Origin of the sequence: Fibrobacter sp. UWB11 (assembly GCF_900143015.1) — a bacterium.
GTDB lineage: Bacteria > Fibrobacterota > Fibrobacteria > Fibrobacterales > Fibrobacteraceae > Fibrobacter.
Window position 1 is genome coordinate 1 of record NZ_FSRT01000004.1, and the last position, 25,077, is coordinate 25,077.

Annotated in this window: 22 protein-coding genes, 4 tRNA genes and 1 rRNA gene; 20 read left to right on the top strand and 7 right to left on the bottom strand. The window is 46.9% G+C overall.

Annotation, left to right across the window (positions count from 1 at the left end; all coding sequences use genetic code 11):
* Together rrf and BUQ91_RS14130 are read left to right on the top strand one after the other, a co-directional pair.
* Positions 1-105: ribosomal RNA gene (rrf, locus tag BUQ91_RS14125) — 5S ribosomal RNA — on the top strand; the annotation flags it as partial.
* Positions 106-279: 174 nt separating this feature from the next.
* On the top strand, positions 280-1,200 hold the full coding sequence (locus BUQ91_RS14130; protein ID WP_074209746.1) for a hypothetical protein: 921 nt from the start codon (positions 280-282) through the stop codon (positions 1,198-1,200).
* Between the two features lie 387 nt (positions 1,201-1,587).
* Here BUQ91_RS14130 and BUQ91_RS14135 read toward each other — a convergent pair whose 3' ends face one another.
* Positions 1,588-4,011: a DEAD/DEAH box helicase gene (locus BUQ91_RS14135; protein WP_074209747.1), complete on the bottom strand. Its 2,424-nt coding sequence runs from the start codon at positions 4,009-4,011 to the stop codon at positions 1,588-1,590.
* A gap of 364 nt (positions 4,012-4,375) precedes the next feature.
* On the opposite strand from BUQ91_RS14135, the gene BUQ91_RS14140 reads away from it, so the two are divergent.
* Positions 4,376-4,460: transfer RNA gene (locus BUQ91_RS14140), tRNA-Ser, on the top strand.
* Between the two features lie 880 nt (positions 4,461-5,340).
* Here BUQ91_RS14140 and BUQ91_RS14150 read toward each other — a convergent pair.
* Positions 5,341-5,413, bottom strand: a tRNA-Glu gene (locus BUQ91_RS14150).
* 221 nt (positions 5,414-5,634) lie between these two features.
* Positions 5,635-5,707 (bottom strand) — tRNA-Glu (locus BUQ91_RS14155).
* 82 nt (positions 5,708-5,789) lie between these two features.
* On the opposite strand from BUQ91_RS14155, the gene BUQ91_RS14160 reads away from it, so the two are divergent.
* From BUQ91_RS14160 to rpmB, 5 genes are all read left to right on the top strand, one after another.
* The gene (locus BUQ91_RS14160; RefSeq protein WP_254842380.1) at positions 5,790-7,349 is read left to right on the top strand and encodes an ABC transporter ATP-binding protein; all 1,560 of its coding nucleotides are present in this window, start codon (positions 5,790-5,792) and stop codon (positions 7,347-7,349) included.
* The gene (locus BUQ91_RS14165) at positions 7,342-7,980 is read left to right on the top strand and encodes a methyltransferase family protein (RefSeq protein WP_074209749.1); all 639 of its coding nucleotides are present in this window, start codon (positions 7,342-7,344) and stop codon (positions 7,978-7,980) included. Before BUQ91_RS14160 ends, BUQ91_RS14165 begins: the two co-directional genes overlap by 8 nt.
* Positions 7,973-9,151, top strand: a complete 1,179-nt coding sequence (locus tag BUQ91_RS14170; protein ID WP_074209750.1) for a glycosyltransferase N-terminal domain-containing protein — start codon at positions 7,973-7,975, stop codon at positions 9,149-9,151. The genes BUQ91_RS14165 and BUQ91_RS14170 overlap by 8 nt, the downstream gene beginning before the upstream one ends.
* 12 nt (positions 9,152-9,163) lie before the next feature.
* Complete coding sequence (gene ispH / locus BUQ91_RS14175; protein WP_072830037.1) at positions 9,164-10,096, top strand: 4-hydroxy-3-methylbut-2-enyl diphosphate reductase; 933 nt, start codon at positions 9,164-9,166, stop codon at positions 10,094-10,096.
* Positions 10,097-10,163: 67 nt separating this feature from the next.
* Positions 10,164-10,385: a 50S ribosomal protein L28 gene (gene rpmB / locus BUQ91_RS14180; protein ID WP_072830039.1), complete on the top strand. Its 222-nt coding sequence runs from the start codon at positions 10,164-10,166 to the stop codon at positions 10,383-10,385.
* A 194-nt stretch (positions 10,386-10,579) separates the two neighbouring features.
* Here the strand turns inward: rpmB and BUQ91_RS14185 are convergent, their stop codons facing one another.
* Positions 10,580-11,227, bottom strand: a complete 648-nt coding sequence (locus BUQ91_RS14185) for a 3'-5' exonuclease (RefSeq protein ID WP_014546603.1) — start codon at positions 11,225-11,227, stop codon at positions 10,580-10,582.
* Positions 11,224-11,769 (bottom strand): lysophospholipid acyltransferase family protein, encoded by a 546-nt coding sequence (locus tag BUQ91_RS14190; RefSeq protein ID WP_254842381.1) that lies wholly within the window; start codon positions 11,767-11,769, stop codon positions 11,224-11,226. The genes BUQ91_RS14185 and BUQ91_RS14190 overlap by 4 nt, the downstream gene beginning before the upstream one ends.
* A 117-nt stretch (positions 11,770-11,886) precedes the next feature.
* Between BUQ91_RS14190 and BUQ91_RS14195 the strand changes: the two genes are divergently transcribed.
* Positions 11,887-11,959: transfer RNA gene (locus BUQ91_RS14195), tRNA-Cys, on the top strand.
* Between the two features lie 137 nt (positions 11,960-12,096).
* Here BUQ91_RS14195 and BUQ91_RS14200 read toward each other — a convergent pair.
* On the bottom strand, positions 12,097-12,738 hold the full coding sequence (locus tag BUQ91_RS14200) for a hypothetical protein (protein WP_074209751.1): 642 nt from the start codon (positions 12,736-12,738) through the stop codon (positions 12,097-12,099).
* 149 nt (positions 12,739-12,887) lie between these two features.
* On the opposite strand from BUQ91_RS14200, the gene BUQ91_RS14205 reads away from it, so the two are divergent.
* Together BUQ91_RS14205 and BUQ91_RS14210 are read left to right on the top strand one after the other, a co-directional pair.
* A complete protein-coding gene (locus tag BUQ91_RS14205; protein ID WP_072830045.1) occupies positions 12,888-13,550 on the top strand; it encodes a DNA alkylation repair protein in 663 nt (220 codons plus the stop codon).
* A gap of 488 nt (positions 13,551-14,038) precedes the next feature.
* A complete protein-coding gene (locus BUQ91_RS14210) occupies positions 14,039-14,380 on the top strand; it encodes a hypothetical protein (RefSeq protein WP_175566647.1) in 342 nt (113 codons plus the stop codon).
* A 95-nt stretch (positions 14,381-14,475) separates the two neighbouring features.
* On the opposite strand, the gene BUQ91_RS14215 is transcribed toward BUQ91_RS14210, so the two are convergent.
* Entirely contained in the window at positions 14,476-15,510 is a 1,035-nt protein-coding gene (locus tag BUQ91_RS14215; protein WP_074209753.1) for a CofH family radical SAM protein, read from the bottom strand.
* A gap of 56 nt (positions 15,511-15,566) precedes the next feature.
* Here BUQ91_RS14215 and BUQ91_RS14220 point away from each other — a divergent pair, with 56 nt between their 5' ends.
* The 9 genes from BUQ91_RS14220 to BUQ91_RS14260 all read left to right on the top strand — a co-directional run bounded on the left by BUQ91_RS14220 (position 15,567) and on the right by BUQ91_RS14260 (position 25,047).
* Positions 15,567-16,346, top strand: a complete 780-nt coding sequence (locus BUQ91_RS14220) for a transporter (RefSeq protein WP_072830051.1) — start codon at positions 15,567-15,569, stop codon at positions 16,344-16,346.
* 244 nt (positions 16,347-16,590) lie between these two features.
* On the top strand, positions 16,591-18,030 hold the full coding sequence (locus BUQ91_RS14225) for an esterase (protein ID WP_074209754.1): 1,440 nt from the start codon (positions 16,591-16,593) through the stop codon (positions 18,028-18,030).
* 96 nt (positions 18,031-18,126) lie between these two features.
* The gene (locus tag BUQ91_RS14230; RefSeq protein ID WP_074209755.1) at positions 18,127-19,452 is read left to right on the top strand and encodes a hypothetical protein; all 1,326 of its coding nucleotides are present in this window, start codon (positions 18,127-18,129) and stop codon (positions 19,450-19,452) included.
* A 2-nt stretch (positions 19,453-19,454) separates the two neighbouring features.
* A complete protein-coding gene (locus BUQ91_RS14235) occupies positions 19,455-20,846 on the top strand; it encodes a hypothetical protein (protein WP_074209756.1) in 1,392 nt (463 codons plus the stop codon).
* Between the two features lie 57 nt (positions 20,847-20,903).
* Positions 20,904-22,367, top strand: a complete 1,464-nt coding sequence (locus BUQ91_RS14240; protein ID WP_074209757.1) for an ATP-binding cassette domain-containing protein — start codon at positions 20,904-20,906, stop codon at positions 22,365-22,367.
* Between the two features lie 25 nt (positions 22,368-22,392).
* Positions 22,393-22,761 (top strand): fluoride efflux transporter CrcB, encoded by a 369-nt coding sequence (gene crcB / locus BUQ91_RS14245; protein ID WP_072830061.1) that lies wholly within the window; start codon positions 22,393-22,395, stop codon positions 22,759-22,761.
* Between the two features lie 128 nt (positions 22,762-22,889).
* Positions 22,890-23,477: a DJ-1/PfpI family protein gene (locus tag BUQ91_RS14250; RefSeq protein WP_072830063.1), complete on the top strand. Its 588-nt coding sequence runs from the start codon at positions 22,890-22,892 to the stop codon at positions 23,475-23,477.
* A 149-nt stretch (positions 23,478-23,626) separates the two neighbouring features.
* Positions 23,627-24,754, top strand: a complete 1,128-nt coding sequence (locus BUQ91_RS14255) for an Mrp/NBP35 family ATP-binding protein (RefSeq protein WP_074209758.1) — start codon at positions 23,627-23,629, stop codon at positions 24,752-24,754.
* On the top strand, positions 24,751-25,047 hold the full coding sequence (locus BUQ91_RS14260; protein ID WP_072830067.1) for a DUF971 domain-containing protein: 297 nt from the start codon (positions 24,751-24,753) through the stop codon (positions 25,045-25,047). The genes BUQ91_RS14255 and BUQ91_RS14260 overlap by 4 nt, the downstream gene beginning before the upstream one ends.
* Positions 25,048-25,077: the final 30 nt, after the last annotated feature.

The following is a 25,077-nucleotide window of genomic DNA, read 5'->3' on the forward strand; positions in this document are numbered from 1 at the left end:
ATCGAGTGAGGGTCACACCCGTTCCCATCCCGAACACGGAAGTTAAGCCTCAGATCGCCGATGGTACCTGGCCCCCGGGCCCGGGAGAGTAGGTCGCCGCTGGATTCACGCCCCGCTTGCCGAAACACGGCGAGCGGGGCTTTTTCTTTTTATACAGCACGTGGCGCTTCCCCGGGAATTCCCGTTCCCGCGCTGTCACCCCGGACTTGTTCCGGGGCCACCCTGCACGGTTCCCCTTGCATACACGGTTTCAGTCGCAATTTTGTATATTCCGTACAAATGTCTAAAATCTCCGCATACATCCTGTTCCTCTCCCTTTTCCTCCTTGCGGCCTGCGACAGCGCGAAGAAGGAATTCGAGACATTGAAAGAGGGTGAAATACTCCTCGATATCAATACAGAAGAGTACTCATTGAATGGAACGGTTCTCGGTAAGACTGCTACCGATATTTCCGTTATTGATGATGTCATTGACAAGCCTCTTTACAAAGAATTGTGTGACACAAGAGGAAAGTTTTTGGAAGAAGCTTTAGGGAATGGTGAGTCTATAGATATATTTGAATTAGCCAAGTTACATGTTGATGATAACCTTTCCTACGTAGATTTTTATAAAGCCTTATCTTCAATGTACTTCTGTGGATATTCTGATTTCAACATTGCGATTGGGACTAATTATAAGGATGTTTTTCAATTAAGTATTCCTAGAACCGATTATATGTGGTGTGGCCTTGTTATTCAGCGAATGAAAGGTCTAAGATATAAGTACTTGCGTAACCGTCAAAAGTTATCGCTCTCTGAAATGTCTGAGATAGATGTTGAGGATAGAGAGTGCGTTGAAGAATATAAAGGTCTTGATTTGCTATTGTCGTTTTACCGTAAAGATGATGGCATCGCCTATGTTGTCAGTTTGAATGAAACTTTTTTCAATAAGGGTAGCCGGTTTGATGGCTATAACTTCTATACATTTAACAACGATGCTGATTTGTGGAAATTTATAGAAGATATCCGTTCGAAAGTGGATCGTCAAATTGGAAATATGCCAGGTAAAAAAGAGGATAAAGTTTTAAGACTACTTGCTAATGCTCATGGTCCAAATAAAGTAATGTTAGTTTTTCAAAAAGACGTGCTGATGAAAGATATTGCCCCCATAGTCAAAAAACTAAATACTTACGGGTATAGATTTGCTTTTGATTTGGATTAAAACCGCGCCGTTATGCGGACCTGCAATATTTGGACTTTGAATATTCCAATTTACCACATTGATAAACTGTCCAAGAAACATTCTGTTTTGTAGTTTATCCTTATCGTTCATGATTATACATTATGAAACGTAGACGAGCGATGTTGCTTGCCTAGGGTGTGAGGATAAGAACATGGAAAACAATGAAATCGAAATCAAGAAAGTTGGGCCAATTGTCGAGACCGTATGGGGTGTTCTTCTGTTGGTGTCTAGCTTTGCGCTGATTTTTATTGGCGGTTGAAAAATGATTAATATTTAAAGAGAGTCCGTTGTTGTTGGAAACGGGCTTTTTTTTTATTGGCATTTTGTAAATGCAAAAAAGGCGGCCATGAGGGTCGCCCATGTTTTTTAATGTCTGCCGAAGCGGCGAGTTTTGCGGAATGGCTTGTCGCCAAAGCTACGTTCATCGCGGTCCTTGCGGAAGGGTTTGTCATCGAACTTGCCCGGCTTGCGGTCTGCGAATTCGCGTTCACGGCGTACTTTGCGGTTTTCGAACGGCTTGTCACCAAAGCGGTCGCCACCTTCGCGATTCTTGCGGAATCCACCACGGCGTTCATCGTCGCGGAAGCCTCCCTTGCGGTCGCGATGGAAGCTGCGGCGTTCTTCGCGGCTGGCATGCGGTCTTGTACCTGGTGCGGGACCCTCGGGCGGTTCGTCGGTCATCACGCGGAAGCGGGCGTCGTTGCCGCGAATGGTCATTTCAGACAAAATGTCGAGAACGTCTTGCGGAAGCGTGTTCGGGAGTTCAACGGTACTAAACTTGTCAAAGAGCTTGATGCGGCCGATGTTGCTGCTGTTGATGTTCGCTTCGCCAGCGATTGCTCCCACGATGTCGCGCGGGGTCACATGGTCGATGCGGCCAACGCCCAGGTAATAGCGCAAGAAGCCTTCTTCGACGCCGTTCAGGCCTTCCTTGCGTTCCTTACGCATGCGCTTCTGTTCTTCGCTATTGAGGCCGAAATCTTCGCCATTGCCGAGGAAGTCTCTGCCTGTGCGGACCTTTTCGCGGCGTTCCTTCGGAGCTTCGAGCGGCGGGAGGTTCGGGAAGAGCGGCTGCTTTTTCTGGTACATCTTGATGACGGCGGCAGCGATGTCTTCGGCAGTCATTTCGTTGACGGAGCCATCTTCAAGGGCGACGCCATCCTTCATGTTGCAGCCTTCGGCGACGAGCGTGCGGACAAGTTCCTTGAACTGGTCGAGTTCACCGTAGCTTACGACACTCTTGACTTTAGCCTTGAATGCTTCGACGCGCTTCTTGCTAATTTGTTCGGAAGTCGGCATTTCCATCACGTCAATCGGTTGGCGTGTAGCCTTCTCGATGGTCTTGAGCATGCGCTTTTCGCGCGGTGTGATGAACAAGATGGCGTTACCGCTGCGGCCTGCACGGCCTGTACGGCCGATGCGGTGCACGTAGGATTCCGTGTCGTACGGAATGTCGTAATTTACAACAAGTGAAATGCGATCCACGTCGATACCGCGGGCGGCGACGTCTGTCGCGACGACGATATCGAGCTTGCCCATTCTCAAACGGTTGATTGTACGTTCGCGCATGGACTGGGCGAGGTCTCCGTTGAGCGGGGCTACGTTGAATCCGCGGCTTTCGAGCTTCTCGGCGACTTCTGTGGTGTTCTGCTTGGTGCGCACGAAAATCAAGACGCCGTCAAATTCTTCGCCTTCGAGGACGCGGGCGAGCGCTTCGATCTTGTGTTCGTTTTTTACGAGCAAGTAGCGCTGGCAGATGTTTTCGACTGTGGTTGTCTTGCCTTCGATGCGGGCTTCTTCGTATTCGCCCAAGTGCTGGTCGATAATTTTTTTCACGCTGTCCGGCATGGTAGCGCTGAAAAGTGCGCGCTGAGCATCGGCGGGAATTTCCTTGAGGATGGTTTCAACGTCTTCCATGAAGCCCATGTCGAGCATTTCGTCGGCTTCGTCGAGGACTATTGCCTTGACCGCTCCGAGCGAGATGGAACCGCGCTTGATGTGGTCTATCAAACGTCCCGGCGTGGCAACGATGATGTTTGCCTTGCGCTTGAGGGCTCTCAACTGGATGGAAATATCCTGACCGCCATAAACCGGGACAACGCTTATGTTCGGCATCTTGACGGCGTATTGCTGGATGGCGTCCGAAACTTGGATGGCGAGTTCACGTGTCGGCGTGAGCACGAGCATGGACGTTTCGCGTCCGTTGAAGTTGATGCGCGAAAGGAGCGGGAGCGAGAATGCTGCTGTCTTGCCGGTACCTGTCTGTGCTGTTCCGAGAAGGTTTGCACCCTGCAAAAGCGCCGGGATGGCCTTAGCCTGGATGGGCGAGGGCGTTTCGTAACCGGCGAGCTTGACCGCTTCAAGAACTTCCGGAGAGAGACCGAGATCGTCGAACGTCACCAAGGATTCGTCACCGACATCTTCTTCGTCTGCGGAGTCTTCATTTAAGGTTGCCGAGCTAGTCGGTGCGTCGGTTGCTTCTTCTGCGATTGTGTCATCTTCGGCTTGAATGGGCTTCTCTTTTGCGACATCACTTGTCGCTTCATCATCGTCGATAAATTCGACCTTTTCGCCTTCGCAAATCTTGGATTCTGCGCCAGCTTTGAGAACTTCGCCATTATCATCGACGATAACGCCGTTGGGATTGGTAGCGAGGAAAGCCGCTTCGTCGGCCTGGTCTTCGTCTGCTCCGCCTGCGATAGCGTTCAAGAACGCATCGGCTTCGAGATTCATGTTGGAATTGTTGTCTGGGTACAGATCTTCCGTATTGCTAGAAATATTTTCTGCCATAAGTCACCTTCGGGATCCGTAAACTTCATCTGCAGCGTTTGCCGCGTCATCACATTGCTCTGTCGAGCATTCAATAAGCCCCGAAGTGCACTCGCACTTATAAACCTGAAGTCTGTTGGGTCCCCTAATTTGTGCGCCAAATGTAGAAAATAAAGATTTGAAATCAAAGGTTTTTAAAAGGCCGCTCTCTGAAATAAGTAAAATGGAATTTATGCTGCCATTAGTAGTGTAATTTATGGGATGGGTTCATTGCTTATAAAAAGTAATTTGTGCAAGGTTTTCTATAAAAGGGAGTAAAAGATTGTTGGAAATGGTTAATGAACATAGACATTTTAAATGAATTATACTATATTATGCAAACCTCGGAGAGATGCCAGAGTGGTCGAATGGGCCGGTCTCGAAATCCGGAGTCTGTCACAGGACCGAGGGTTCGAATCCCTCTCTCTCCTTTGAAACGAAAAGCGAAGCCGTAAGGCTTCGCTTTTTGTTTCAAGTGAAATAATGGGTGGATGAGAACCCTCGCAGAGGGTTCGACAAACTCGCCGAGAGCGAAGCGAACGCAGGCGAGTTTGAGATTACGGCCTCTGGCCGTAACCCGTAGGGCAAGACGTGAAACGAAGTGAACGTCTTGTCTAATCCCTCTCTCGTATTGAGAGAAGGGAGAATGATCGGGTTGTCCCATCCCTCTCTCTCCTTTTTGTTTCAACAGAATGGAAGCGGATGAGAACCCTCGCAGAGGGTTCGATAGACCGCGCGAGAGCGAAGCTAAAAACCAAAAAAATTTTCGAAAAATCATTTTTTCCTTGCTCGTCGCGGTCTTTTTCCGAAATTTTAAAGAAAATTTATACGAAAAAGTGGTGATTTTTAGCACTTTTTTGGTCAAAAAATGAATTTGTGTAATAAAAATGTATTCTTTTGAAAAAAATATGCTATATTTCTTACGTGAACGTATCAGAGGGGAGCTTTGATCTGTTTGCGAATATGCAAACGCAAATCCGCTTTTAAACGAAATAAACATCACGAGACAAGGAACCGTAAATACGGTTTTGGTGTATTTGGAGTTTATTCAAAAAGTCTCTCATTCCAACTCGTAAATTACTGTCGCCCTCCAATCGAGGGCGACTTCCCGTTTATAGGGTGCTCAATATAGAAGCGGTGCTTGTCTTTCTCGTCATTGCGAGGAGCGTAGCGACGCGGCAATCTCTAATTGAATTTTTGACTGCTGGATAAATAGAGTAGGGAGGGGCTTCTCAGAGAATCTTTTTATGCCCTGTGTCGCGGTTGGCTTGTGGGTACAAAAAAAGCCCAACCTTGCGGTTGAGCTTTTTATACCCCCAAGCGGTTTCGAACCGCTGTTGCGGGAATGAAAATCCCGAGTCCTGGGCCACTAGACGATAGGGGCGTTTTGTGTGGAGACAAATATAGGATTTTATAGAATAATGTCAAGGGTGGCTGATTAAATTTTTTTTGAGAAGGGGCGTTGATCTTTTTAAACCCTGTGTTGCGGTTGGCTTGGGAGTACAAAAAAAGAACTTGTCTTCCGACAAGTCCTTTTTATACCCTGTGTTGCGGTTTGCTCGAGGGTAACGAAAAAGGCTTGCTAAAAAGCAAGCCTTTTCCTTATACCCCCAAGCGGTTTCGAACCGCTGTTGCGGGAATGAAAATCCCGAGTCCTGGGCCACTAGACGATAGGGGCGTTTTAGTGTGCGCCAAATATAGGATTTTGTAGAATTATGTCAAGGGTGTTTGTTTGATTTTTTTATTTTTCTCCCGTGATTTTGAAAAAAAGGCTGAAAAAGAATCTTTGGTGGTGCATTTTGCGCTTTTTGCCTGTGGCGCTCTTGGCGAGTGCTGCTGACGCTGCGTTGCTTTGGGGGATTCGCTCGTTTATGGGGATTCTTCAAGGTGAAACCGTATTTTCGCTTGCGCAATGGTTGGCGCTGATGGTCGTTCTTTCAGTGCTCCGTTTTGTGTTTTTCCTCTTGAAAATGAATGTTTCTGAAAAATGGCTTTTCGGAACAGGCGCTTATGTAATGGCTTGGTTCTTGCGGACTCTTCGGTCGCTTTCGCCGCGAGTGTTCCATACGCCGGAGGGGGATGCTAAGGTTGAGGCTGCTTATGAATCGACTCTAGTGTTGCAGTCCAATGGAGGTGTGTTTTTCCAAGCTGTTCAGGCCGTACTCCAATTGCTTGTGTTTTTGCCGGTTTTGCTCTATATCTCCTGGCCGCTTACGTTGTTCCTCTTTGTTGTCGTTGTACCTCTTGTGAGCTGGATGCAACGATGCTTGCATAAGATGGGACCTGCAGAAGAAGGTGTTTTGACGGAACGCTCGAATTTTCGTGGCTCGCTTTATCTTGCTCGTAAAATTTTCCATCGTTGGAGTTCTCGGTTCGAACGTAAGGAAGTTTCAAATAATCTGGTAAATCAGTTGCGTGATCTTCGGGATGATGGCCTAGAAGTATCGTTCCGTAAGGGAACTTTATCGCTGGTGATGGAATCGGTATCGGTTCTCGCGATGATTTTTGTGCTTGCCTTCTGTGCGCTTTTGATTTCGGAAGGCTGGATGGATGGGACGGGGCTTGTTTTGTTCTGCTCGGCCGTCCTCCTTTGTTATAAACCTGTGAAAGAATGTGCACGTGTGATGCCGCAGGCTCGTTCGGCGATGAGTGCGCTTCATGTTTTGGAAAGTTTCGAAGCGTTGCCTTCGAAAAAATCGGATTCTAGTTCGGTGAATTTCTGCTGCTCGCCAGATACCGAAAATTTGGAAATTGTCCATGGCGATTTTTCGTACGAAGGTGCTTTTGAAACACTGTTCAGCAATTTCTCTCTCTGCTGGAATACGAAAAAGCCTGTACTTGTACGTGGTCGCAATGGTGTGGGTAAATCGACGTTGTTGCGCTTGCTTGCTGGCCTAGAAGACTGGGATCATGGTAAAATTACTTGTTCTTTGCCTTTCAAAAATAATGTATTCTTTGTTGCGCAGGACTTGGAATTGCCTCCGCTTCACTTGTTGAAAAAACTTCTTGCACAAACAAATTCTGTTGCGGTTGTCGAATTTGCCCGTGCTGCCCGTGTTGATAAGATTATAGATAAAGAAGGAATGTCGGGCGGTGAACGTGCTCGTGTTGCTTTGGCCTGGGCACTTGCTTCTGATTGTGCTATGGTCTTGCTTGATGAACCTTTTGCGTCAGTTGCACTTGTAGACCGCGAACCTCTTTTGACGGCATTCCTCGATACGGCGGAACTTTTGCATAAATGGGTTGTCCTTGTAAGTCACGATGTTTTGACTCGTGAATTAGAACAACGTTTTGAAATCGTGGAGATGGATCATGCCTAGTGCAAAGCATGCTGTTTCAACGTTTATGTATCGTTTTCGCGGATATATTTTGGGGGTGATTGCTATTGCTTTGGTATGTGCCCCTCCGAGTTTTTTTTCGGAACAATTCTGTATAAATGATTGTATCGTGGGCGTTTTTGTTGCGTCCCTGCTATATGTGGCAAGTGCTCTATTGCGTGTTCGGAGTCGGCAGTTTATTGGCGAACATACTCGCGGTTACGTTCATGATGCAGATGCTCTGGTGACTTGCGGCCCTTATGCTTGGGTCAGGCATCCGCTTTATATATCCAATACCGGCTTTGCTCTTGGTGTTGCGTTTTTTCATTTGGGCGCATCGCTTTGGACTGTTCCGTTCATGGTTGTCGTTATTGCGTTTGAAGTTTTTCTTTCTCGAATTGAAGACCGTTTTTTGGAACAGAAATTTGGCGATGTGTGGCGTGCTTGGGCATTGAAAACCCCTGCGATGTTGCCTCGCTTGAGTGTTTCGCGTGCTTTTTCTTGTGATTCAGTGCACGTTCCTCCGCAAAGAACCTTTTGGCAGGCTTTTTTTGCGGATTCCTCTACTTGGTTGTGGCTTTTGTTTTGTAATTTGTTACTTGTATTGAGAAAATTGGCGGCTTTCTATGTTTAAGGTAATGGACATTGCGCGTGAAGCTTTAGGGTCTGTAGCTAAAGTTGCAGCCAAGGTTCCTGTTATAGAAAACAAGTACCATGTGAAAGACCGCTTGCGTGGCCCGTGGCCTAAAGGTCCGTTCCTTTGGATGCATGGTGCAAGCCTAGGCGAATGTAAGATGCTTCTGAATGTGGCGAAGTATCTCAAGGAAGATTTGCCGAATTGTCCGCGTCTTTTGGTGACGACGCAAAAAGTCGAAGTGCTTTCGTATATCAAGGAATCGGGTGCTGATGTTGCGGCGTGTATAGCGCCTGCAGATACGCCTACGACGATGAAATACTTTATTTCGTCTGTGAAACCGCTTGGACTTATCCTTGCCGAAAATGAACTTTGGCCCGGTTATCTCTCTTCGATGTTGCAAATTTCGATGCGCCCTTCCGTGGCCGTTATTTCGGGTCGTTTCCATAGGGCGATTCCTGGAATGGACTATTCGGCGATTGGCTTTGCGAGTATGCAAACCGGATCTGACCTTTCGCGCTTTTTTAGCGTCTCTGCGCGTGCGAACAATTCGCGCATGATGATTGGCGGTGACTGGAAACTTTTGCCGTGGGTGCGCTCTGGCGAAAACGTTTCGGCTCCTGAAAATCCGACTGTCGATACATCGTTTATCTCGATGCATATTCAGGAATGGGCAAGCGTTTACCGCATGATTGAATCGTCAATTAAGCGTCAGGAAGCGGTGGTGCTTGTACCGCGTCGTCTTTCTGAAGTGGCCGATTTTCGCAAGTCGTTGTTGAATCAGGAAATTATCGTTGTTGACTGGCCTAAAGTGCAAAAGGGAGCCGTATCCATCGTTTCGCAGTTTGGCGTGACGAAAGATGTTTTTGCGGTTTCTAAGTCAGCTGTTGTGGGCGGCTCATTTGCGCGTGGCCTTGGAGTCCATGATTTTTGGGAACCTCTCCAACGGGGCGTTGCCACTTGCGTGGGGCCGTATGCAGAAGGGCAAAAGGAAACGGTCGCGACACTTGTTCGTGAAGGCATTATAGCTCAGTTGCAATCGACGGATGGATTCTCTCAACGGAATAAGCCCGATGTTCGCTTGGTACAGACTTTTCTTGCTCACGAAAGTGCGAAAATTAGCGACTCGTACCAGCAATTGATTGAATTTTTGAAAAATTTGTTAAAGTAAATTAGGTGAAGTATGAAAAAACTCGTTTTGGCTACCCCTCGTGGATTCTGCGCTGGAGTGGACCGCGCTATCCATGTCGTTGAAAAAGCAGTCGAAAAGTTTGGTACGCCGATATATGTGCGTCACGAAATCGTGCATAATAAGTTTGTTGTAGAAACGCTCAAAAGCAAGGGTGTTGTTTTTGTCGATGAACTTGATCAGGTGCCGGAAGGTTCCGTGGTGATTTTCTCGGCTCATGGTGTTGCCGAAAGCATTTATGAAGAAGCCGAGGCACGTCATTTGAAGGTACTCGATGCTAGCTGCCCTCTGGTGCTCAAGGTTCACTTTAGTGCCAAACGTCATTTCAATGCCGGCCGCCATATTATTTTGATTGGACACGCTGGACATGCCGAAGTGATTGGAACTCTTGGACAGCTCCCGGAAGGTGCTATTACGCTTATTCGTAACGAAGCTGATGCTGAAACGGTGCAGGTGCCAGAAGGCAAGGAACTCGCCTACATTACGCAAACGACGCTCTCTGTGGCTGAAACGCGCAAGATTATTGATGCGCTCAAGAAACGCTTCCCGAATATTATTGGTCCTGAAGCGGGTGATCTCTGCTATGCAACGGGTAACCGTCAGGCTGCGGTCCTGGCACTCTGCTCTGAGGTCGATATGCTTTTGGTCGTCGGGGCAAAGAACTCGTCTAATTCGTCGCGCTTGATGGAACTGGGGCTTGAACAGGGCCTCCCGAGCCATCTGATTGCTGATGTAAACGACCTGGATTCGTCATGGTTCGATGGAATTGAAACGGTCGGACTTTCGAGCGGGGCTAGCGCACCGGAAGTGCTGGTTCAGGGTGTTGTCGATTGGCTGAAAGAAAAATTTGGGCCCATTGAAGTCCGAAATCTTGTAAAATTAGTGGAAAATACCAAGTTTAATTTGCCAAAGGCACTGCAAGATTAAACTTTAGCCTTGACAATTTTGAAATTTTTAGCTAAAATTGCTGCCTGTAAAAACAACGGAGTTTAATATGAGCCGCATTTGTGAAGTCACCGGCAAAGCCGGTCTCGTGGGCAACATGGTTTCCCACTCTAATCGTAAGAAGTTGATCAAGCAGCTTCCGAACCTCCAGAAGAAGCGCTTCTACATTCCTGAAGAAGACCGCTGGGTGACCCTCCGCGTTAGCGCTGCTGGTCTCCGCACGATCAGCAAGCTTGGCATCCAGGCTGTTGCTCAGGAACTCGGAATCTAATTTTTTAGATTAAAGGTTTGACGAAAGCCGCTATGCTCTGCATGGCGGTCTTTTGTGTATTTATTGACGTTGGCTTTGTCACCCCGCACTTGTTGCGGGGTCGCCTTTTTTATACAAAAAAGCCCCGGTGCTGAAACCGAGGCGGAGTTTGTAAAGAGGAGATTCCCGGTCAAGCCGGGAATGACAAGTACTGTCTACTTCCTGATAAACTGCGGGACGCCTTTGTACTTGGCCATGGCCTGCATGATGCTCCCCATTTCCCATTCCTTTTCTTTAAGGCGGCGGCGGAGGAGGGCTACGAACACTTCCATGAGCATTTCGCAGTCGTACACGGAGCGGTGCATCTTTTCTTCATCGATGGTCATCGAGATTTCACCGCGCTTCATGAACATGTTGGCCATGAAACCGAGCTTGTGGTTTGCGAGTTCCGGCATGATGGTTTTGGAAATGGCGAGGCTATCGACGACGGGGTTGCCTGGTGTGAACTGCGGGTTCTGTTCGTAGGCGGTACGCAAGAAGCTCGCATCGAAGTTTGCGTTGTGAGCGAGCAAGATGGAGCCCGGGCCGCAGAATGCGGTGAACTGCTTGAGCGCTTCGCCGACCGGAGGTGCGTTTTCGACCATCTTGTCGGTAATGTGGTTCACGTTCGTAGCTTCGGCGGGAATGAGCATGTTGGGCTTTACCAGCGTGTCAAATTCCGAGATGAGCTTCGGGACTACGCGACCGTTTTTCACTTCTACAGTGAACTTTACGGCGCCAATTTCAATGATTTCGTCTTTGCGGTTAACAAGACCAGTCGTTTCTAAGTCGAATGCGACGAATTTTGGAGGTAATGCGATCACGGCTGTGTTTCCTTATTTTGAATATTTTCGGGCAAAAGATACTTAATTTCGATGTCAATAGCTGTCAACGGGAGCGGAATTATGAAATTATCCCACCCGTTCAGTCGAAAATGCCTGCCGTACTTGATGCAAAAAAGCCAGAGGGGGCGCTCGCTTGCCTTGGAAAGCCAAAGCGAGCCAGGTTTCACCTGGAGTGCCGGCCCGTGCGGGCCGTCGAGCGCCATGCCGACAAAGCGGCCTTCTTTGAGCGACTTGAGTAGGTGGCGGACGTTTGTTGCCCCGTGTGTGTCGGAACCGCGCGTGACTTCGTAGTGGAGTTGCTTGGCCGCTTGGGCGAAGAATTCCCCGTCACTAGATTCCGAGACGAGAATGTGGACGTTCTTGTCCTTGAAGGCTGCGCAGCTTGCGAGCAGGTCCTTGTGCCACAGTCCGAGGATGCCGGGCCGGAAGTCTTCTGGGACGCGAAGGCGGATGCGGAGACTCCTCATCCAGAGGGCGCCGAGCGTCGCAAGTAGTTTGGTCTTAATCGAGGGCTGTTTCACGCGTAAAAAATAGGTAATGGAGGGGGTCTAAACAATGAAAATGAATTTTTTTTGACTTTTTTTACTTTGCCCCCTTGTATAAGTTCAAATAAATACTTATATTGCGTCTGCAATTATGGCGACGTACCCAAGTTGGTAAGGGGCGAGTCTGCAAAACTCTTATTCGGCGGTTCGAGTCCGCCCGTTGCCTCTGAAAAACCCTTCTGTGAAAGCAGAAGGGCTTTTTGTTTGTTCTTGTTTGTTTTCGCGGGAGTCGCGCATTCGGTAAAAAATACCTGCGTGCTCAAATAAAAATGCCCGCGCACTTAACGTGGCGGGCTGTGAAACTTATTCTGCCGGCGGAAGCGGATTCTTGCGGGGACGGCCGCGAGGACGCTTGACAGGCATTTCGGCGGCAGCTTCCGGGTGCAGAGCCTTGTTCTTTGCCATGAGCGCTTCGCGAATCTTTTTGGCGCGCTCTTCGATGCGCTGGCGTGCGAGGTCTGCTGCAGAGACGATTACGGTTTTTGGCTTGTCGCCCGGTTTAACTCCGAACGAGCCCTTGAGGACGCGTCCAGAAGGTGGTTTGGGCGGTTCTGAAATGACGCTCTTGAGCACTCGTTTGGGCGGTTCTGTGGGCGTTGCTTGCACGGGGGCTTTCTTGACTTCGGCATCTTCGCTCTTCGGTGCATTGGCGTGAATCTTCTTTAGGATGCTCTTGATTTCGGCATCGTTTTCAGATTCTTGAGACTTGGAAGAGTCGGCCTTGTTGTATTTGGCCGCAAGCGAATTGAACTTGGCTTTTTCGTTTTGCTCTTTGAGCTTTTGGCGTTCTCGCTTGGACGGGCGTTTTGCGCCGTTGTGCTTTTTACCGATAAATTTTTTCTCTTTGCTTTCCGAGTTTTTGATGATTTCTTCATCGGAAAGACCACGCAGTTCGGGCGGAACTTCAGTGATTTGAAGAGCCTCTTTTCTAGTGGAATCAGTCATGATTTCTGGGTCTTTAAGCGGTTTTTAGCTTTGTCAAGGTTTTTTTTGCACTTTTTTTGCAAAAAATCTGAGAAAAATTTAAAAAAATTTAAAAAAAATGCTTGTCAAGGTCTAGAAAAAAAATTCTTTATGGACTATTTTTGGTGTACATGCTTCGGTTTACACAAGAAATATCTCTCGCTTTGCGCTCTATCGCTAATGAAGAAGAGTCGCATGAAATGTCTAAGAAGGCTAGGGAGCAATTTGAATTTCTCGGAATCAGATTGGTTCCCCGTCGTGAAGTCACGTACCCGATTTTCGACAAGTACCCGCCAAAGGACGGGGACGAACTCGTATCGAGGGTTGAGGACATGTGGGCACAGCCGTATAGGGAATTCCAGTACGCGGCTTGTGACTACCTGTTCCGTCATCGTGTGCTTCTCGGTGGCCAGCATTTGAATTTTTTGAAAAAGCTCATCAAGACTAGGGCTTGGCGCGACACTGTTGATACCCTCGCTTCTTGCGTTTTGGGTGACTTGGCGCTCCGTTTGCCTGCGCTGCGTACAAAAATTGCATCCTGGATCCGTGACCCGAATATCTGGGTTCGCCGTAGTGCGATCATCTTCCAGGTGCAGTACAAGGACCGCACGGATTGGCCGCTTTTGCGCCAGTTCTGCCTCACTTGCGCGAAGGACGACGACTATTACATTCGCAATGGCATTGGTCGTGCTCTTTCGGAATACGCACGAATTAATCCGACGGAAGTACGTCGCTTTGTCCAAGACAACGCGTTTGCTGAACAAACGGCTCAGGAAATTCTCCGCCTCATTTAAGTGTGGTATTGACGGGGTAATCGCAAAAATTTGCGAATTTCCGGCTTTTAAAGACTCTCGAAAGAGGGTCTTTTTTTTGTGTATTGTCATGCCCGCCACCGAGCGGGCATCTCCCTTATTTACTTTTCTTTTCGGCTTTCGTTTTTTCCTTTAGCGGAAAGGCGAACTTGCCTTGAAGGACGCAACCTTTTGCCCCCGGGTCACATTCCTGTTTGCGTTTTTCGCAAAACGTCTCGTTGAGGTATTTACATTCCCAGCTCATAAGAATCTCCTTCTTTAAGTGAGTTTGTCATGCCCCACGTTGATGGGGCATCTCCTTTAATTTAAACAAAAAGCGGGCAAATAAGTCTATAATTTTGAGCTGAAAATGGTCTAATTAAAATGTATATTGCTTGTAAATGAAGAAAAAACAAGCGAAAAAATCGTACAAAGCGAAAAGTCTAGTGGGTGTTTGCCTTTTTTTAATACCTGCACTTTTTGTGTTTGTTGTGTTCGGAGTTCAAGTTGGTTACGATTTTATTGTAAATGATTTTGACGACATTAGAGAACATTTATCTATATGGTTCATTGTCGTGTATTATGTTTTTATTGGTTTTATACTCTTTTTGATTTTGAACCTTAACCCGGTAAGGATAAATATTGATGGTGATGAAATTGAGTTTGTCTATGTTTGCCGGAATAAAATCCGCGTGAATATTGATGATGTAAAAGTGCTGAGCTATGTGGACTATGGAAAAACGTGGTATGCCATAGTGCATGTGCGCATGCGATTGATGCGTATTTCTTCAGCGGAATTCCCGGCTTTGAAATTTTTGTTTGAAAAAACTTAAAACGCTCGCCTTAATCAAAGTGGCACTACTAGCGTAGTGCGTTTTGTGACGGCTCGGTTATGAAAACAAGCTTGCTTGTTTTCACAACACTCGCCTTAGTCGAAATTGAGACTTCTGCGGTAGGGGGTGAAACCGGCGTTTTTGATGAACGTTTCGGCTTGCTCGATGGTCGTGAGCCCGTGGTTCTTAAGCACGTTCTCTTCGATGACGATGCTGTTGATGTCATCGGCGCCAGCGTGCAGCCCGAGTTCACCGAGCGAAAGTCCCATGCCAAGCAGCGAAACTTCAATGTGTGGGACGTTGTCGAGGTACAGGCGGCTGAGCGCGAGCAACTTGAGGTATTCGTCGCCGCGCACATGGCGGATGGGGAACTTGTCGGTCTGCGGCTGGAACGTCCAGACGACAAAGCTCTTGAATCCGCCCGCGATGTCCTGCGTTTTGCGCACGTATTCCAAATGTTCTATGACTTCTTCGGCGGTTTCTGCACTGCCAATGACGATGTTCGCGCTGCCGGGGAGGCCTTTCTTGTGGCAGGCGGCAAGTGTGTCGCACCACTGCTGCGCGGGGAGCTTCTTGGGGCTCAGAATTTGACGCATGCGGTCAGAGAGAATCTCGGCGCCTGCGCCTGGAACGGAACTGAGGCCTGCATCCTTGAAAATGTCAAGCAGTTCGTCGAGCGTTATCCCGTTGAATTCCGCGATGCGGACAAGTTCAACCGGCGAGAATCCGCGCACCTTAATGCCCAATTCTTGCGTGAGCATCTTGAGAACGTCAGTGTAATAGTTGAGCGGAATTTCCTTGTTGACGCCACCTTGCAGAAAAATCTGGTCGGCACCCTTTGCCTTGGCTTCGAGAGTCTTTTGGCGGATTTCGTCTAAACTCAAGACATATGCTTCGGGGCTGTGGGCACTTCGGCAAAAACTGCAAAAACTGCAAGTCACTTCGCAGACGTTCGTGTAGTTCACGATGCGAAATGCGGTATAACCCACGCGGTTTCCGGGGAGTTTTGCTTGGCGCACGGTATCGGCCGCCTCGACGACTTCTGTCCATGGCACGTTTCTCAAAATTTCGAGACCTTCCACTGGTGTCAATCGTTCTTGATCAATAGCTTTTTTTAGCAAAGAATTCATTACATTGAATAATAGCAAAGTTTTGTATTTTTAAGTTGTAAGGAGGATACATTAACATGTTCAAAAAAATCGTTCTTGCGGGTACTCTCGCAACGGTTTCGTCTTTTGCCACTTGGGACTTGTTCCCGGTTCGTGAAAACCATAAGGGCCAGGTTAAAATCGGAGCATCTTTCTCTACGTATGAATTCGAAGACCGTGATTTCGGTGCTTTCGATGTTTATGCCGGTTTGCGAAGCTCTATATACCCCGGTTGGGAAATCGCGTTCAATGTTCCTTATCGCGTGTTTACGCACGAAAAGGGCTACGATGCGGAAATGGATGGTGTTGGGAATATCGGTTTTTCGACACGTTATCAATTTATCCCTTTTATGAACGCTTTTTTTGATGTGTCTCTCCCTGTTGGTGACAAGTCCTATAACGAGGATGACGATTGGAACTTCGATGTTGGTTTGCAATATTCCACGCAATTTAACGCATTGCTTAACTTCGGTTCTCAGCTTGGGTTCAATTTTGCGACTAAAGGCGAAAATGAAGAAGCTCCCATATCAATGAAAACAGCTGTAGAACTTGATTTTAAAATTATTCCAGAAGAATTTACTGCATACGTTGGCTTGGATTTTAATCTATTTCTGGGTAGATTTACAGATCATGGTTACCAATATTCCCATGATGGAGGGGGTGTCTATCTAGGGCCCTATGCCGGTGTTACCTATAACTTTGAACAACTGGACATGCTTTCTGTTGATGCCTCGCTGCGATTCGGTAAATGTATCAACATGCATGATTACCCCGATAACCTTCTAATCGTTAATTTGGCTTTTTTACTCGATTTTTAAATGCTTGTTTTTCATTCGCGCCATTGACTAATTATCCATGATACTGTGTTTGTGCTTTGTGACTTGACTCACAAACGAAGATATATTATAAGTGGGTTTAGTTAGGAAGAACACTGGTGTGTTCATGCTTGGTTTTGTGTAGCCACGCAGTTACGTGGTGTATCTCCTTGCGTGTATCAAATCAGTTTGGAGGACTTGTCCCATCGGGAAAAAGAGTTAGGAATGATACAACAGGAGAACAAGTATGAAATATCTTGGTATGAAGTGTGCTGCGCTGGCACTTGCTTTTGCGGCATCGGCTCAGGCTTTTACGCTTACGGGTAAAGTAAGTGACGAAAGCGGCAAGGCCATTGAAAAGGCCTCTGTAGAACTTTTGAAGGAAGGTCTCAAGACGACGACCGATTCAAAGGGTGAATTTAAGCTTGCTAAGGAAACGATTGGCATTCACGCTGTGCGTCCGAGGCTCGGTTATGTGAGCGTGATGAACGGCGTACTTTCTTACTCTCAGAGTACAAATGAACCCGTCCGCGTGCAAGTTTTTGATGCCGTAGGTACCCGTGTCTTGAACGAAACCGTTTACGGCTCGGGCACTTTAGATATGCAGTCTGTCGTGCGTTCGCAGGGGGCGTATTTTGCCCGCGTGAGCGTTGGCAGTGCACAGAGCAACTTCCGTTTCACATCTAATGGCAATTACAAAGCCTCGTTCGGTGAAGCTGTTGCTCGTGGTCTTGCGAAAGAAGGCGAAGGCGACGAGCTTCGCGTGATTGCTACGGATTATGATACGTTGACAGTTGCTCTTTCTAACTTGGATACAAATGTGACGCTAAAGCTCAAAAAGACCGTCAAGCAGCCGGAATACGCTTACGGTTGGGGACTCAAGAACGATCCGGTTCCTACACGCGGTTGCGGCAAGGATACGAAGCTTGACTACAAGTATCGTGGTGATAAGCCGTATATCGAATTCAAGTGGAGCAAGGGTTCGCGTACCGTGCGTCTTGACATTCCGAAGAATTACGACAAGAATAAACCGTACAAACTCATTTTCGGCATGCAGTGTATGGGCGGCTGGGCCGGTGGCGTGCAGGATGAAGGTTACTATGGCCTGAAACCGCTCGATACGGAAAATACCGCTATCTTCGTCGCTCCGGAAGGCAATGGAAACCAGGCCCCGTGGGGTCAGGATGACTACACGCTCTTCGATGAACTCCTTGCATACCTCGAAGGCAACTTCTGCATTGACTCTTCTCGCGTGTTCTCGACCGGCTTTAGCTACGGCTCTATGTTCTCTAATGGTCTTTCTTGGAACCATCAGGACGTGCTCCGCGCTGTTGCCGTGTACGAAACCGCTGAACGCAATATTTGGCTCCCGCAGCGCAAGAAGATGGGCATTGGCTGGATGGGCGTGCTCGGCTTGCAGGATAACCTCTGCACTCCGGTCATGGGTCGCGCAGCTCGCGATATCATCTTGGAACTCAACTCCGAAGGTGGCAAGGCCAAGAACGAGCGTGCTCAGGAATACGGTGGCAACGGTCCGCACGTTTGCTATGACTACACGACTGTCGAAGAACGCTTCCCAGTTCGCTGGTGCACGCAGAACGGCGGCCACATTTGGGACCACAAGGATCCGGGTTCGAACCAGTCTTGGGTGCCGAAGACCACTTGGGATTTCTTCAACAAGTTCTAATTCATAAACATCTTTCCCCCTCACTTAGCTCTCGGTGTAACAGCCGGGAGTTTTTTGATTGCTATAATTAATCATTATTTGGAAGGAACTCTAAAAATGCGTAAGAAAAAGAATAATGTAACTGTTTTAAAGATTGTTTTGTCGATTGTAATACCCTTGGTTGTGGCCGGTATTCAAATATATCTAGATTATAAACGTAGTGAATATTGGGCGGTAGAGAACAAGGGTATGGAAGCCATGAATTTTTTTGCATCCTCCTTGGAATTGGAAAAAGGAATTTGGTGTGGGACTGGGCTGTCATATCTAGGGTCATTAAATCGAATTGAAAATGATTTGGAAATAGGTTCTGTTGTTGATGTGAACAACGGGAAATATCGATATGAAAAAGACTCACTTAAAGGTGACGAACGTTTAAAGTGGGGTGCGGGTGTTATAACTAGTGAATATTCGAAATATGATAGTTGCTTTCAGAGTATAAAACTCATTGAAGTGGATGATGCTGATTCCGTAAAAATTACGAAAATTGATAATGTATGGGGTGAAACAACACGATATATCGGAAAACGCCAAAATGCTATTGTGACGGAGTGCTCGGTTTGCAGAATGGAGAATGGCCTTTGTAAAGATACGATTTCTGTTGAACGAATCGAATTGAATCCAATATCAGGAAAGCGTGAAAAACGTTTTTATAAAACCAAGTATAGCGATAATACGGAAACATTCTTTTACGATAGTTTGGGACGGCTTGTTGAAGTGAAAATGGATGAGAACGTTTATCGCTATGAACATTTTACGAATGATACGGCGGATCTTGATGTAAAAATGTTTGATAAAACAGGACGGGAGCTTGGCTTTTATAAGAGAACGTATAAAACGGATGAACGTCAAAAAACGGTTCAATACAAGAAAAAAAATAGCAACGAGGTAGTAAAAGAAATATATGAAAATGGAAAATTAAAGTTAAAAATTTCGGTTGAGAGTATTGCCTATGGTTTGATCGAAAAAGTTTTTTATCGTTCAAGCGATGATTTTTACCGTTCAAATAATTTTAAAGCAACGTATTATGATTCTGTTGGTGCCGCCGTTTACGATTCATCTTATAGTGAACAAGAATATTTATCTGACGAAAAATCTATAGCGATTTCGTATGTTGATAAGGTGAAACATGGAACCAATGGAAAAGTCGAAAAGATAGTGCATTATGAAGAGCCTTTTTATAGATCTAAGTCTAAATCTCCGTGGAAGTCTTTGGGGTTGAAAAAAATTGGAATTGACGAATTTAAATTTTATAAAGGGAATATTGAAAATATCAATGAGTGTAAAGAATCGTTAAATTTATCTAGGGTTATTGAGGCGTTGATGAAGGTTATGGAAAAACAAAACTCGAAAAAATCGGACTCGTCAGATAATTCGCAAAAATAAAAATGCGTAAGAAGTTTGTCCTGAAAATCCTGCTAATCATTGCCGCTCCGTTTTTGCTTTTTACGGCATTTTGCGGTTATCACATTTTTCGCATGATTTCTCTGGATCCGGGATTCAACTTGTCGGGCGATAACTTTGCGGATCCTGAAAGTGCGCTTAACATGTTGCTCGGTTCAAGCTATTTGGCAAATGGAATTACTTGTGGAACGTTGCCAAGTCATTTGAGGGCTGATTATTTGGATCCGCTGGATTATTTGGAAGCGGGGTTTTCTGCGGAATATTTTTATCAGACGTATGATATCAATGAAAAACGCCTAAAATCTGAAATCACTCAACGATACGAAAAAGATTCGCTGGAAGGAGAACTTCGTTCGAGGTGGGGCAAGGGAACCGTAATTACCCAATATGTAAAAGAAGATAGTTGCTATCGCGCATCGAAAAAGATTAAAGCAGAATCTGCGGATTCTGCGGTCGTAGTCGAATTAGACAAACCGCTGGGTACATCCCATTTGTATGTGGGTAAACTCCAAAATGGAAAAATGACAGAATGTATTGTGTGTAAATTAAAGGATGGTCGTTGCGATAGTGTGATTAACGAAAGCCGGATAGAATTCGACCCTGTTTCGGGAAAATTGCTCAGTTCTTTTGTCAAAACGCGAGAGACCTATATCGAAGGAAGTTTGTATGAAGTGAAAAATGTTTATTCCGATAAGGAATCTTTCGATAGCTTGGGGCGACTTGTCGAATTGAATATGGACGGCAGGATCTTCCGTTATGAATATTCTTCAAGTGATACTGCAAATTACAGCGTGAAAATTCTTAATAAGTCGGGACGCAAGGTCGGCTTTTATAAGAGAAAATTTAAGGGTAATCGCGAAACGGTCCAATACGGAACGGACCGCCATGAAGAGGAAATTAATCGTTACTTTGAAAACGGAAAATTGGTCAAGGAAACCTCAAAGAATTTTGATTTTTACAGGTCTGTGATGTTCCGTGTAAAATTGTTTAATGTAACTGGCGACATTGTGCTGGATTCCGCTTTTTATGAAGATGCTTATTTCCCGGGGCTGCGTACGGATTCTTACGCTGATATCATCAAATGGGAATATGATGAAAACGGAAAACCCCAAAAATATGTGCAATTCGAGGAACATTTTATTAGACCGCTCCCGTTCGTATTTATCCCGCTACAGTCGGAATCAAGAAACGAGGTCGTAAGGTACGTGTTTGCCTACGATGATGCCGGTCAATTGATTTCGATAACGGATGAAAGCGAAGATGAAATTCAGAAGGTACGGAATACATACCCGTATGGATTGCATCGGGTTGTCTATTCGAAGGGGAAACTCGAAAAAATCAAAGAGTGTAAAGAGCCGGAGAATCCGCAAGAATAAAAAATGTCAATTTTTTGAGGGGTGCCATTTGGCGCCCCTTTTTCTATCTTTGGGCGCATGGAATTCAAGCGCTTTGAAGCTCTGATTGAGATGTTTCCGCAGGTGCAAATTTTCAGCACTGAGGGCGAAGATCTTGACCGAGTCATTACTCATTTTTTGAATCAACGTAAAAATGTCTCCACGATGTCGGAGGCTATGCAACGTAAAATCCAGCAGGCGTTGGCCCCGTTCTTCCAGCAGCGTTTTATCAGCTTGCATGATGCGGAAGCCCCGTTGGTGCGCAACCTGCTTTTGGACAAGAAGTTCTTTTTGCAGACGGACCGCTACATTGACGATATGGCGTGGCCGCTGACCGACCCCGAAAAGCTTGGCGAAGCTTTGAACATCGCTGACCTTGCCGAAGGGATTCTCGATCGTAAATTGTTGAGCCTTTCGAATGGTGAGTTGCGCCGAGTGCTCTTGGCCCGCATGTGGATGGAAAAGCCGGAATGGGTTTATTTCAATGACTTGTTTGGCGGACTTGATCCGGAGTACCGTGCGCATTTGGCAGGCTGCGTTGCTGACCTTGCAAAGCGCCCTGGCTTGAATGTTGTGGTGCGCCTCGCTCGCGAAGATGAACTGCTCCCGGAAATTCCGGCGTTTGTTTATGCGGACAAGACGTTCACGCAGTATGCGGGTGAACTCCCAAAAGCCGCTGCAACTCCGAAGTTCAAAAAAGCAGAACTCAAGGATTACGAAATTGTTGATTTGAGAGGCGGCGCGCATTGTCATCCTGAGCAAACGAAGTGCGTCGAAGGATCTCAAAAAGCTTTGGATTCTTCGACTTCGCCTAACGGCTCCGCTCAGAATGACACGGATGCTGAAATCCTCTTTGACCTTAAGCACGTGAATGTTCGTTTTGGCGACACGGATGTGCTCAAGGATTTGAACTGGACGGTCCACAAGGGTGAACATTGGGCCGTGATGGGCGAGAATGGTGCTGGCAAGAGTACGCTTTTGGGCTTGCTTACTGCTGACCATCCGCAGATTTACAACAACGACATTACGCTCCTCGGTGAACGCCCGGGGCATGGTCTTAACATTTGGGATCACAAAGCAAAGCTTGGTTTCTTCTCTCCAGAAATGGCACTCCAGTATCGCGAAGACTTGAGCCTTTTGGATGTGCTTTGCACGGGCTTTACGCCGAACCTCTGCCGTGCCGAAAACATCACATGGGAAGAGAAGGCGAAGGCGCGCGAATGGCTTACGTATTTGGGCTTTGAAGATACTTCGATTTCTATCCGTAAGATTTCACCGATTGACAAACGCTTGGTGCTGATGGCTCGTGCTGCAATCCGCCCGCCGAAAGTGCTGTTGCTTGACGAACCGACGCAAGGTCTTAAAGGCGAATATCGCGAAAAGTTGTTCCACCTGTTGCAATTGCTTTCAACGGAAACGACGCTCATCTTGGTGAGCCATTATGAAGAAGAATGGCCGCCCTGCATGACACATCTCCTTCGCATGCCGAAGTTCTCGTTGTAGTAGGTTGCTTTAAAAAGGTCCCGAAATGAATTATTTATACGTGGCAATCGGTGGTGCTCTCGGTAGCGTATTGCGTTACTTCCTCTCATTGGTGATTCCCAAGGTTGCGGGATTCCCGTGGCCGACCTTTGTCGCAAATGTCTTGGGTTGCCTTTGCATTGGAATTTTTTCGGGACTCTTCCTTAAATGCGGTAGCTTGTCGCCAAACCTCAAACTCTTTTTGGTGACGGGCTTTTGCGGCGGCTTTACGACGTTCAGCACTTTTGCAAACGAGAACCTTGCTCTCCTCCAAAGCGGAAAAGTCGGAATGTTCGCTGCATACGCACTTGCTAGCTTTGTACTTGGTGTTGCCGCCTGCGCTGCAGGCTTTTATATCGCAGGATTCAATCGTTAAATAGTTTGTTAAAATTTACAAACATGCGTGCTTTTTTATAACGTTAGATGTATTTTGTAAATTAATCATAATTTGATTGTAGAATACAAAATAACATTCTTAAAATAACGTTTCATAAGGAGTGCGTGATGGCAAAAGCTGCTAAAAAAGTTCTACTTCTCTGTGGTGATTTTACCGAAGACTACGAAACGATGGTTCCGTTCCAGTCTATGTCCATGCTTGGCTATCAGGTAGATGCCGTGTGCCCTGACAAGAAGGCTGGCGAAACTGTTGCTACTGCAATCCATGATTTCTTGGGCGAACAGACTTATTCTGAATCTCGAGGCCATAACTTTGCCCTTACGGCAGATTTCGATGCAGTGAATGTTAAGGATTACGAAGGCCTGTTCATTACGGGCGGTCGAGCTCCGGAATACATTCGCTTGAATCCGCAGGTCATCAAGATTGTGAAGGAATTTTTCAAGGCCAAGAAACCTGTGGCTGCTATTTGCCATGGTCCGCAGGTGCTTGCTGCTGCGGGCGTGCTGAAAGGATACAAGGCTACGGCTTATCCTGCTGTTGGCCCAGATATTACTCTTGCTGGCGGTAAGTATGAGGCTGTGAATGTTGACGAAGCTGTTGTGGACCGCAACTTGGTTACGGCACCGGCATGGCCTGGCGACACTGCTATTGTTCGCGAATTCGTGAAACTCATGGGTGCAAAAATCAAGATTTAATTTTTGCGCGCTTTTGTATTTTCATGGCGCAGAAAAAAAATGTTTTCTCCAAAATGACATGTACCATCGGTATATGTCTTTTTTGTTTTGTGAAAAAGTCTAAATTTCCGTCAAGAAAATCACTTCTTACAGTCTACTTCTAACAGCCTATGCAACTGAATGAACAAAATATTTTAAGTGCTTTGCGTGCAGTCCAAGATCCAGACTTGCACAAGAATATTGTAGAACTAAACTTTGTTCAAAACCTAAAAATTGAAGGCACTAAGGTTTCTTTCGATTTGCGTCTCACGACCCCGGCATGCCCGATTCGCGACCGTTTCAAGGACCAGTGCATTGCCATCGTGAAAAGCCTTGGTGCAACCGAAGTTGAAGTCTCGCTCACTTCTTCGCAGGGTCGCGTGGGCGAAGACAATTCCGCTGCAAAGGCTCCGCAGAATTCGCACATTGGCGAAGTTGCGCATGTGGTTGCAGTGGCGAGTGGCAAGGGCGGTGTGGGCAAATCGACCGTGACGGCGAACCTCGCTATGGCGCTCAGCCTTTCTGGTGCTCGCGTGGGAATTCTCGATGCGGATATTTACGGCCCCTCCATGGGTCTCATGTTTGGCATTGACAAGGCGCCTGAAGTTTTCGAAGACAATACGATTGCTCCTGTCGAAGCGAAGGGTGGCATTAGCATCGTCTCGATGTGCATGTTTGCAGACTCCGATAAGGCGACCATCTGGCGTGGACCGATGGTTTCGCAAATGATCCAGCACTTCATTCACCATGTGCGTTGGGGCAAACTCGACTATCTCCTTGTGGATTTTCCTCCAGGAACCGGTGATATCCAGCTGACGCTCACGCAGAATTGCCCGATGGCAGGTGCGGTTGTCGTGACGACTCCGCAGGAGGTGGCTCTCGCGGACTGCCGTAAGGGGCTTGCCATGTTCGATAACGTGGGCGTTCCTGTGATTGGCGTCGTCGAAAACATGAGCTATTTCATTTGTGATGAGTGCGGCAAGCATCACAATATTTTCCCTGCGGGTGGCGGTCAGAAAATTGCTGAAAAATGGGGCGTGCCGCTTATTGGCAAGGTCCCGCTAGAACCTGCTGTTGCGGGTTGCGGCGATGAAGGTACTCCTGCTGTGCTCCGTTATCCGAACTCCGAATCGGCGAAGGTCTTTATGGATACGGCAGAAACTGTAGTCCGCACTCTTGCCGTGTTTGAATCCGAAGGCGATGGAGTCCTCAAAAACTTCAATTACGATTTCGAACAGCTACCTGTGGAGGAAGTATGATCCAGCCAAAGAAAGTTTTCAGAACAAAAGAGGGCAAACTTGGCTTTGAATGGAACGATGGAACTCGCACCGCATGCGATGTCCGCAAACTCCGCTTAGCTTGTCCGTGTGCGCTCTGCGTTGATGAACATACAGGCGAAAAGCTCTTGGACGAATCAACAGTTCCCTTGGATGTAAAGCTTGAACATATCCAGTCGATTGGCCGCTATGCAGTGGGGCTCTCTTTTAGCGATGGACATCGTTCGGGAATTTACCCGTATGATAAACTCAAGGAATTGACGAAATCTGCATAAAAAACCATATTTTAAACTGTCGATGGCGGT

Coding starts and splice junctions, on each gene's coding strand:
- BUQ91_RS14130 (WP_074209746.1), top strand. CDS start 280: ATGTCTAAAATCTCCGCATACATCCTGTTCCTCTCCCTTTTCCTCCTT.
- BUQ91_RS14135 (WP_074209747.1), bottom strand. CDS start 4,011: ATGGCAGAAAATATTTCTAGCAATACGGAAGATCTGTACCCAGACAAC.
- BUQ91_RS14165 (WP_074209749.1), top strand. CDS start 7,342: ATGCCTAGTGCAAAGCATGCTGTTTCAACGTTTATGTATCGTTTTCGC.
- BUQ91_RS14170 (WP_074209750.1), top strand. CDS start 7,973: ATGTTTAAGGTAATGGACATTGCGCGTGAAGCTTTAGGGTCTGTAGCT.
- ispH (WP_072830037.1), top strand. CDS start 9,164: ATGAAAAAACTCGTTTTGGCTACCCCTCGTGGATTCTGCGCTGGAGTG.
- rpmB (WP_072830039.1), top strand. CDS start 10,164: ATGAGCCGCATTTGTGAAGTCACCGGCAAAGCCGGTCTCGTGGGCAAC.
- BUQ91_RS14200 (WP_074209751.1), bottom strand. CDS start 12,738: ATGACTGATTCCACTAGAAAAGAGGCTCTTCAAATCACTGAAGTTCCG.
- BUQ91_RS14205 (WP_072830045.1), top strand. CDS start 12,888: ATGCTTCGGTTTACACAAGAAATATCTCTCGCTTTGCGCTCTATCGCT.
- BUQ91_RS14215 (WP_074209753.1), bottom strand. CDS start 15,510: ATGAATTCTTTGCTAAAAAAAGCTATTGATCAAGAACGATTGACACCA.
- BUQ91_RS14220 (WP_072830051.1), top strand. CDS start 15,567: ATGTTCAAAAAAATCGTTCTTGCGGGTACTCTCGCAACGGTTTCGTCT.
- BUQ91_RS14225 (WP_074209754.1), top strand. CDS start 16,591: ATGAAATATCTTGGTATGAAGTGTGCTGCGCTGGCACTTGCTTTTGCG.
- BUQ91_RS14230 (WP_074209755.1), top strand. CDS start 18,127: ATGCGTAAGAAAAAGAATAATGTAACTGTTTTAAAGATTGTTTTGTCG.
- BUQ91_RS14235 (WP_074209756.1), top strand. CDS start 19,455: ATGCGTAAGAAGTTTGTCCTGAAAATCCTGCTAATCATTGCCGCTCCG.
- BUQ91_RS14240 (WP_074209757.1), top strand. CDS start 20,904: ATGGAATTCAAGCGCTTTGAAGCTCTGATTGAGATGTTTCCGCAGGTG.
- crcB (WP_072830061.1), top strand. CDS start 22,393: ATGAATTATTTATACGTGGCAATCGGTGGTGCTCTCGGTAGCGTATTG.
- BUQ91_RS14250 (WP_072830063.1), top strand. CDS start 22,890: ATGGCAAAAGCTGCTAAAAAAGTTCTACTTCTCTGTGGTGATTTTACC.
- BUQ91_RS14255 (WP_074209758.1), top strand. CDS start 23,627: ATGCAACTGAATGAACAAAATATTTTAAGTGCTTTGCGTGCAGTCCAA.
- BUQ91_RS14260 (WP_072830067.1), top strand. CDS start 24,751: ATGATCCAGCCAAAGAAAGTTTTCAGAACAAAAGAGGGCAAACTTGGC.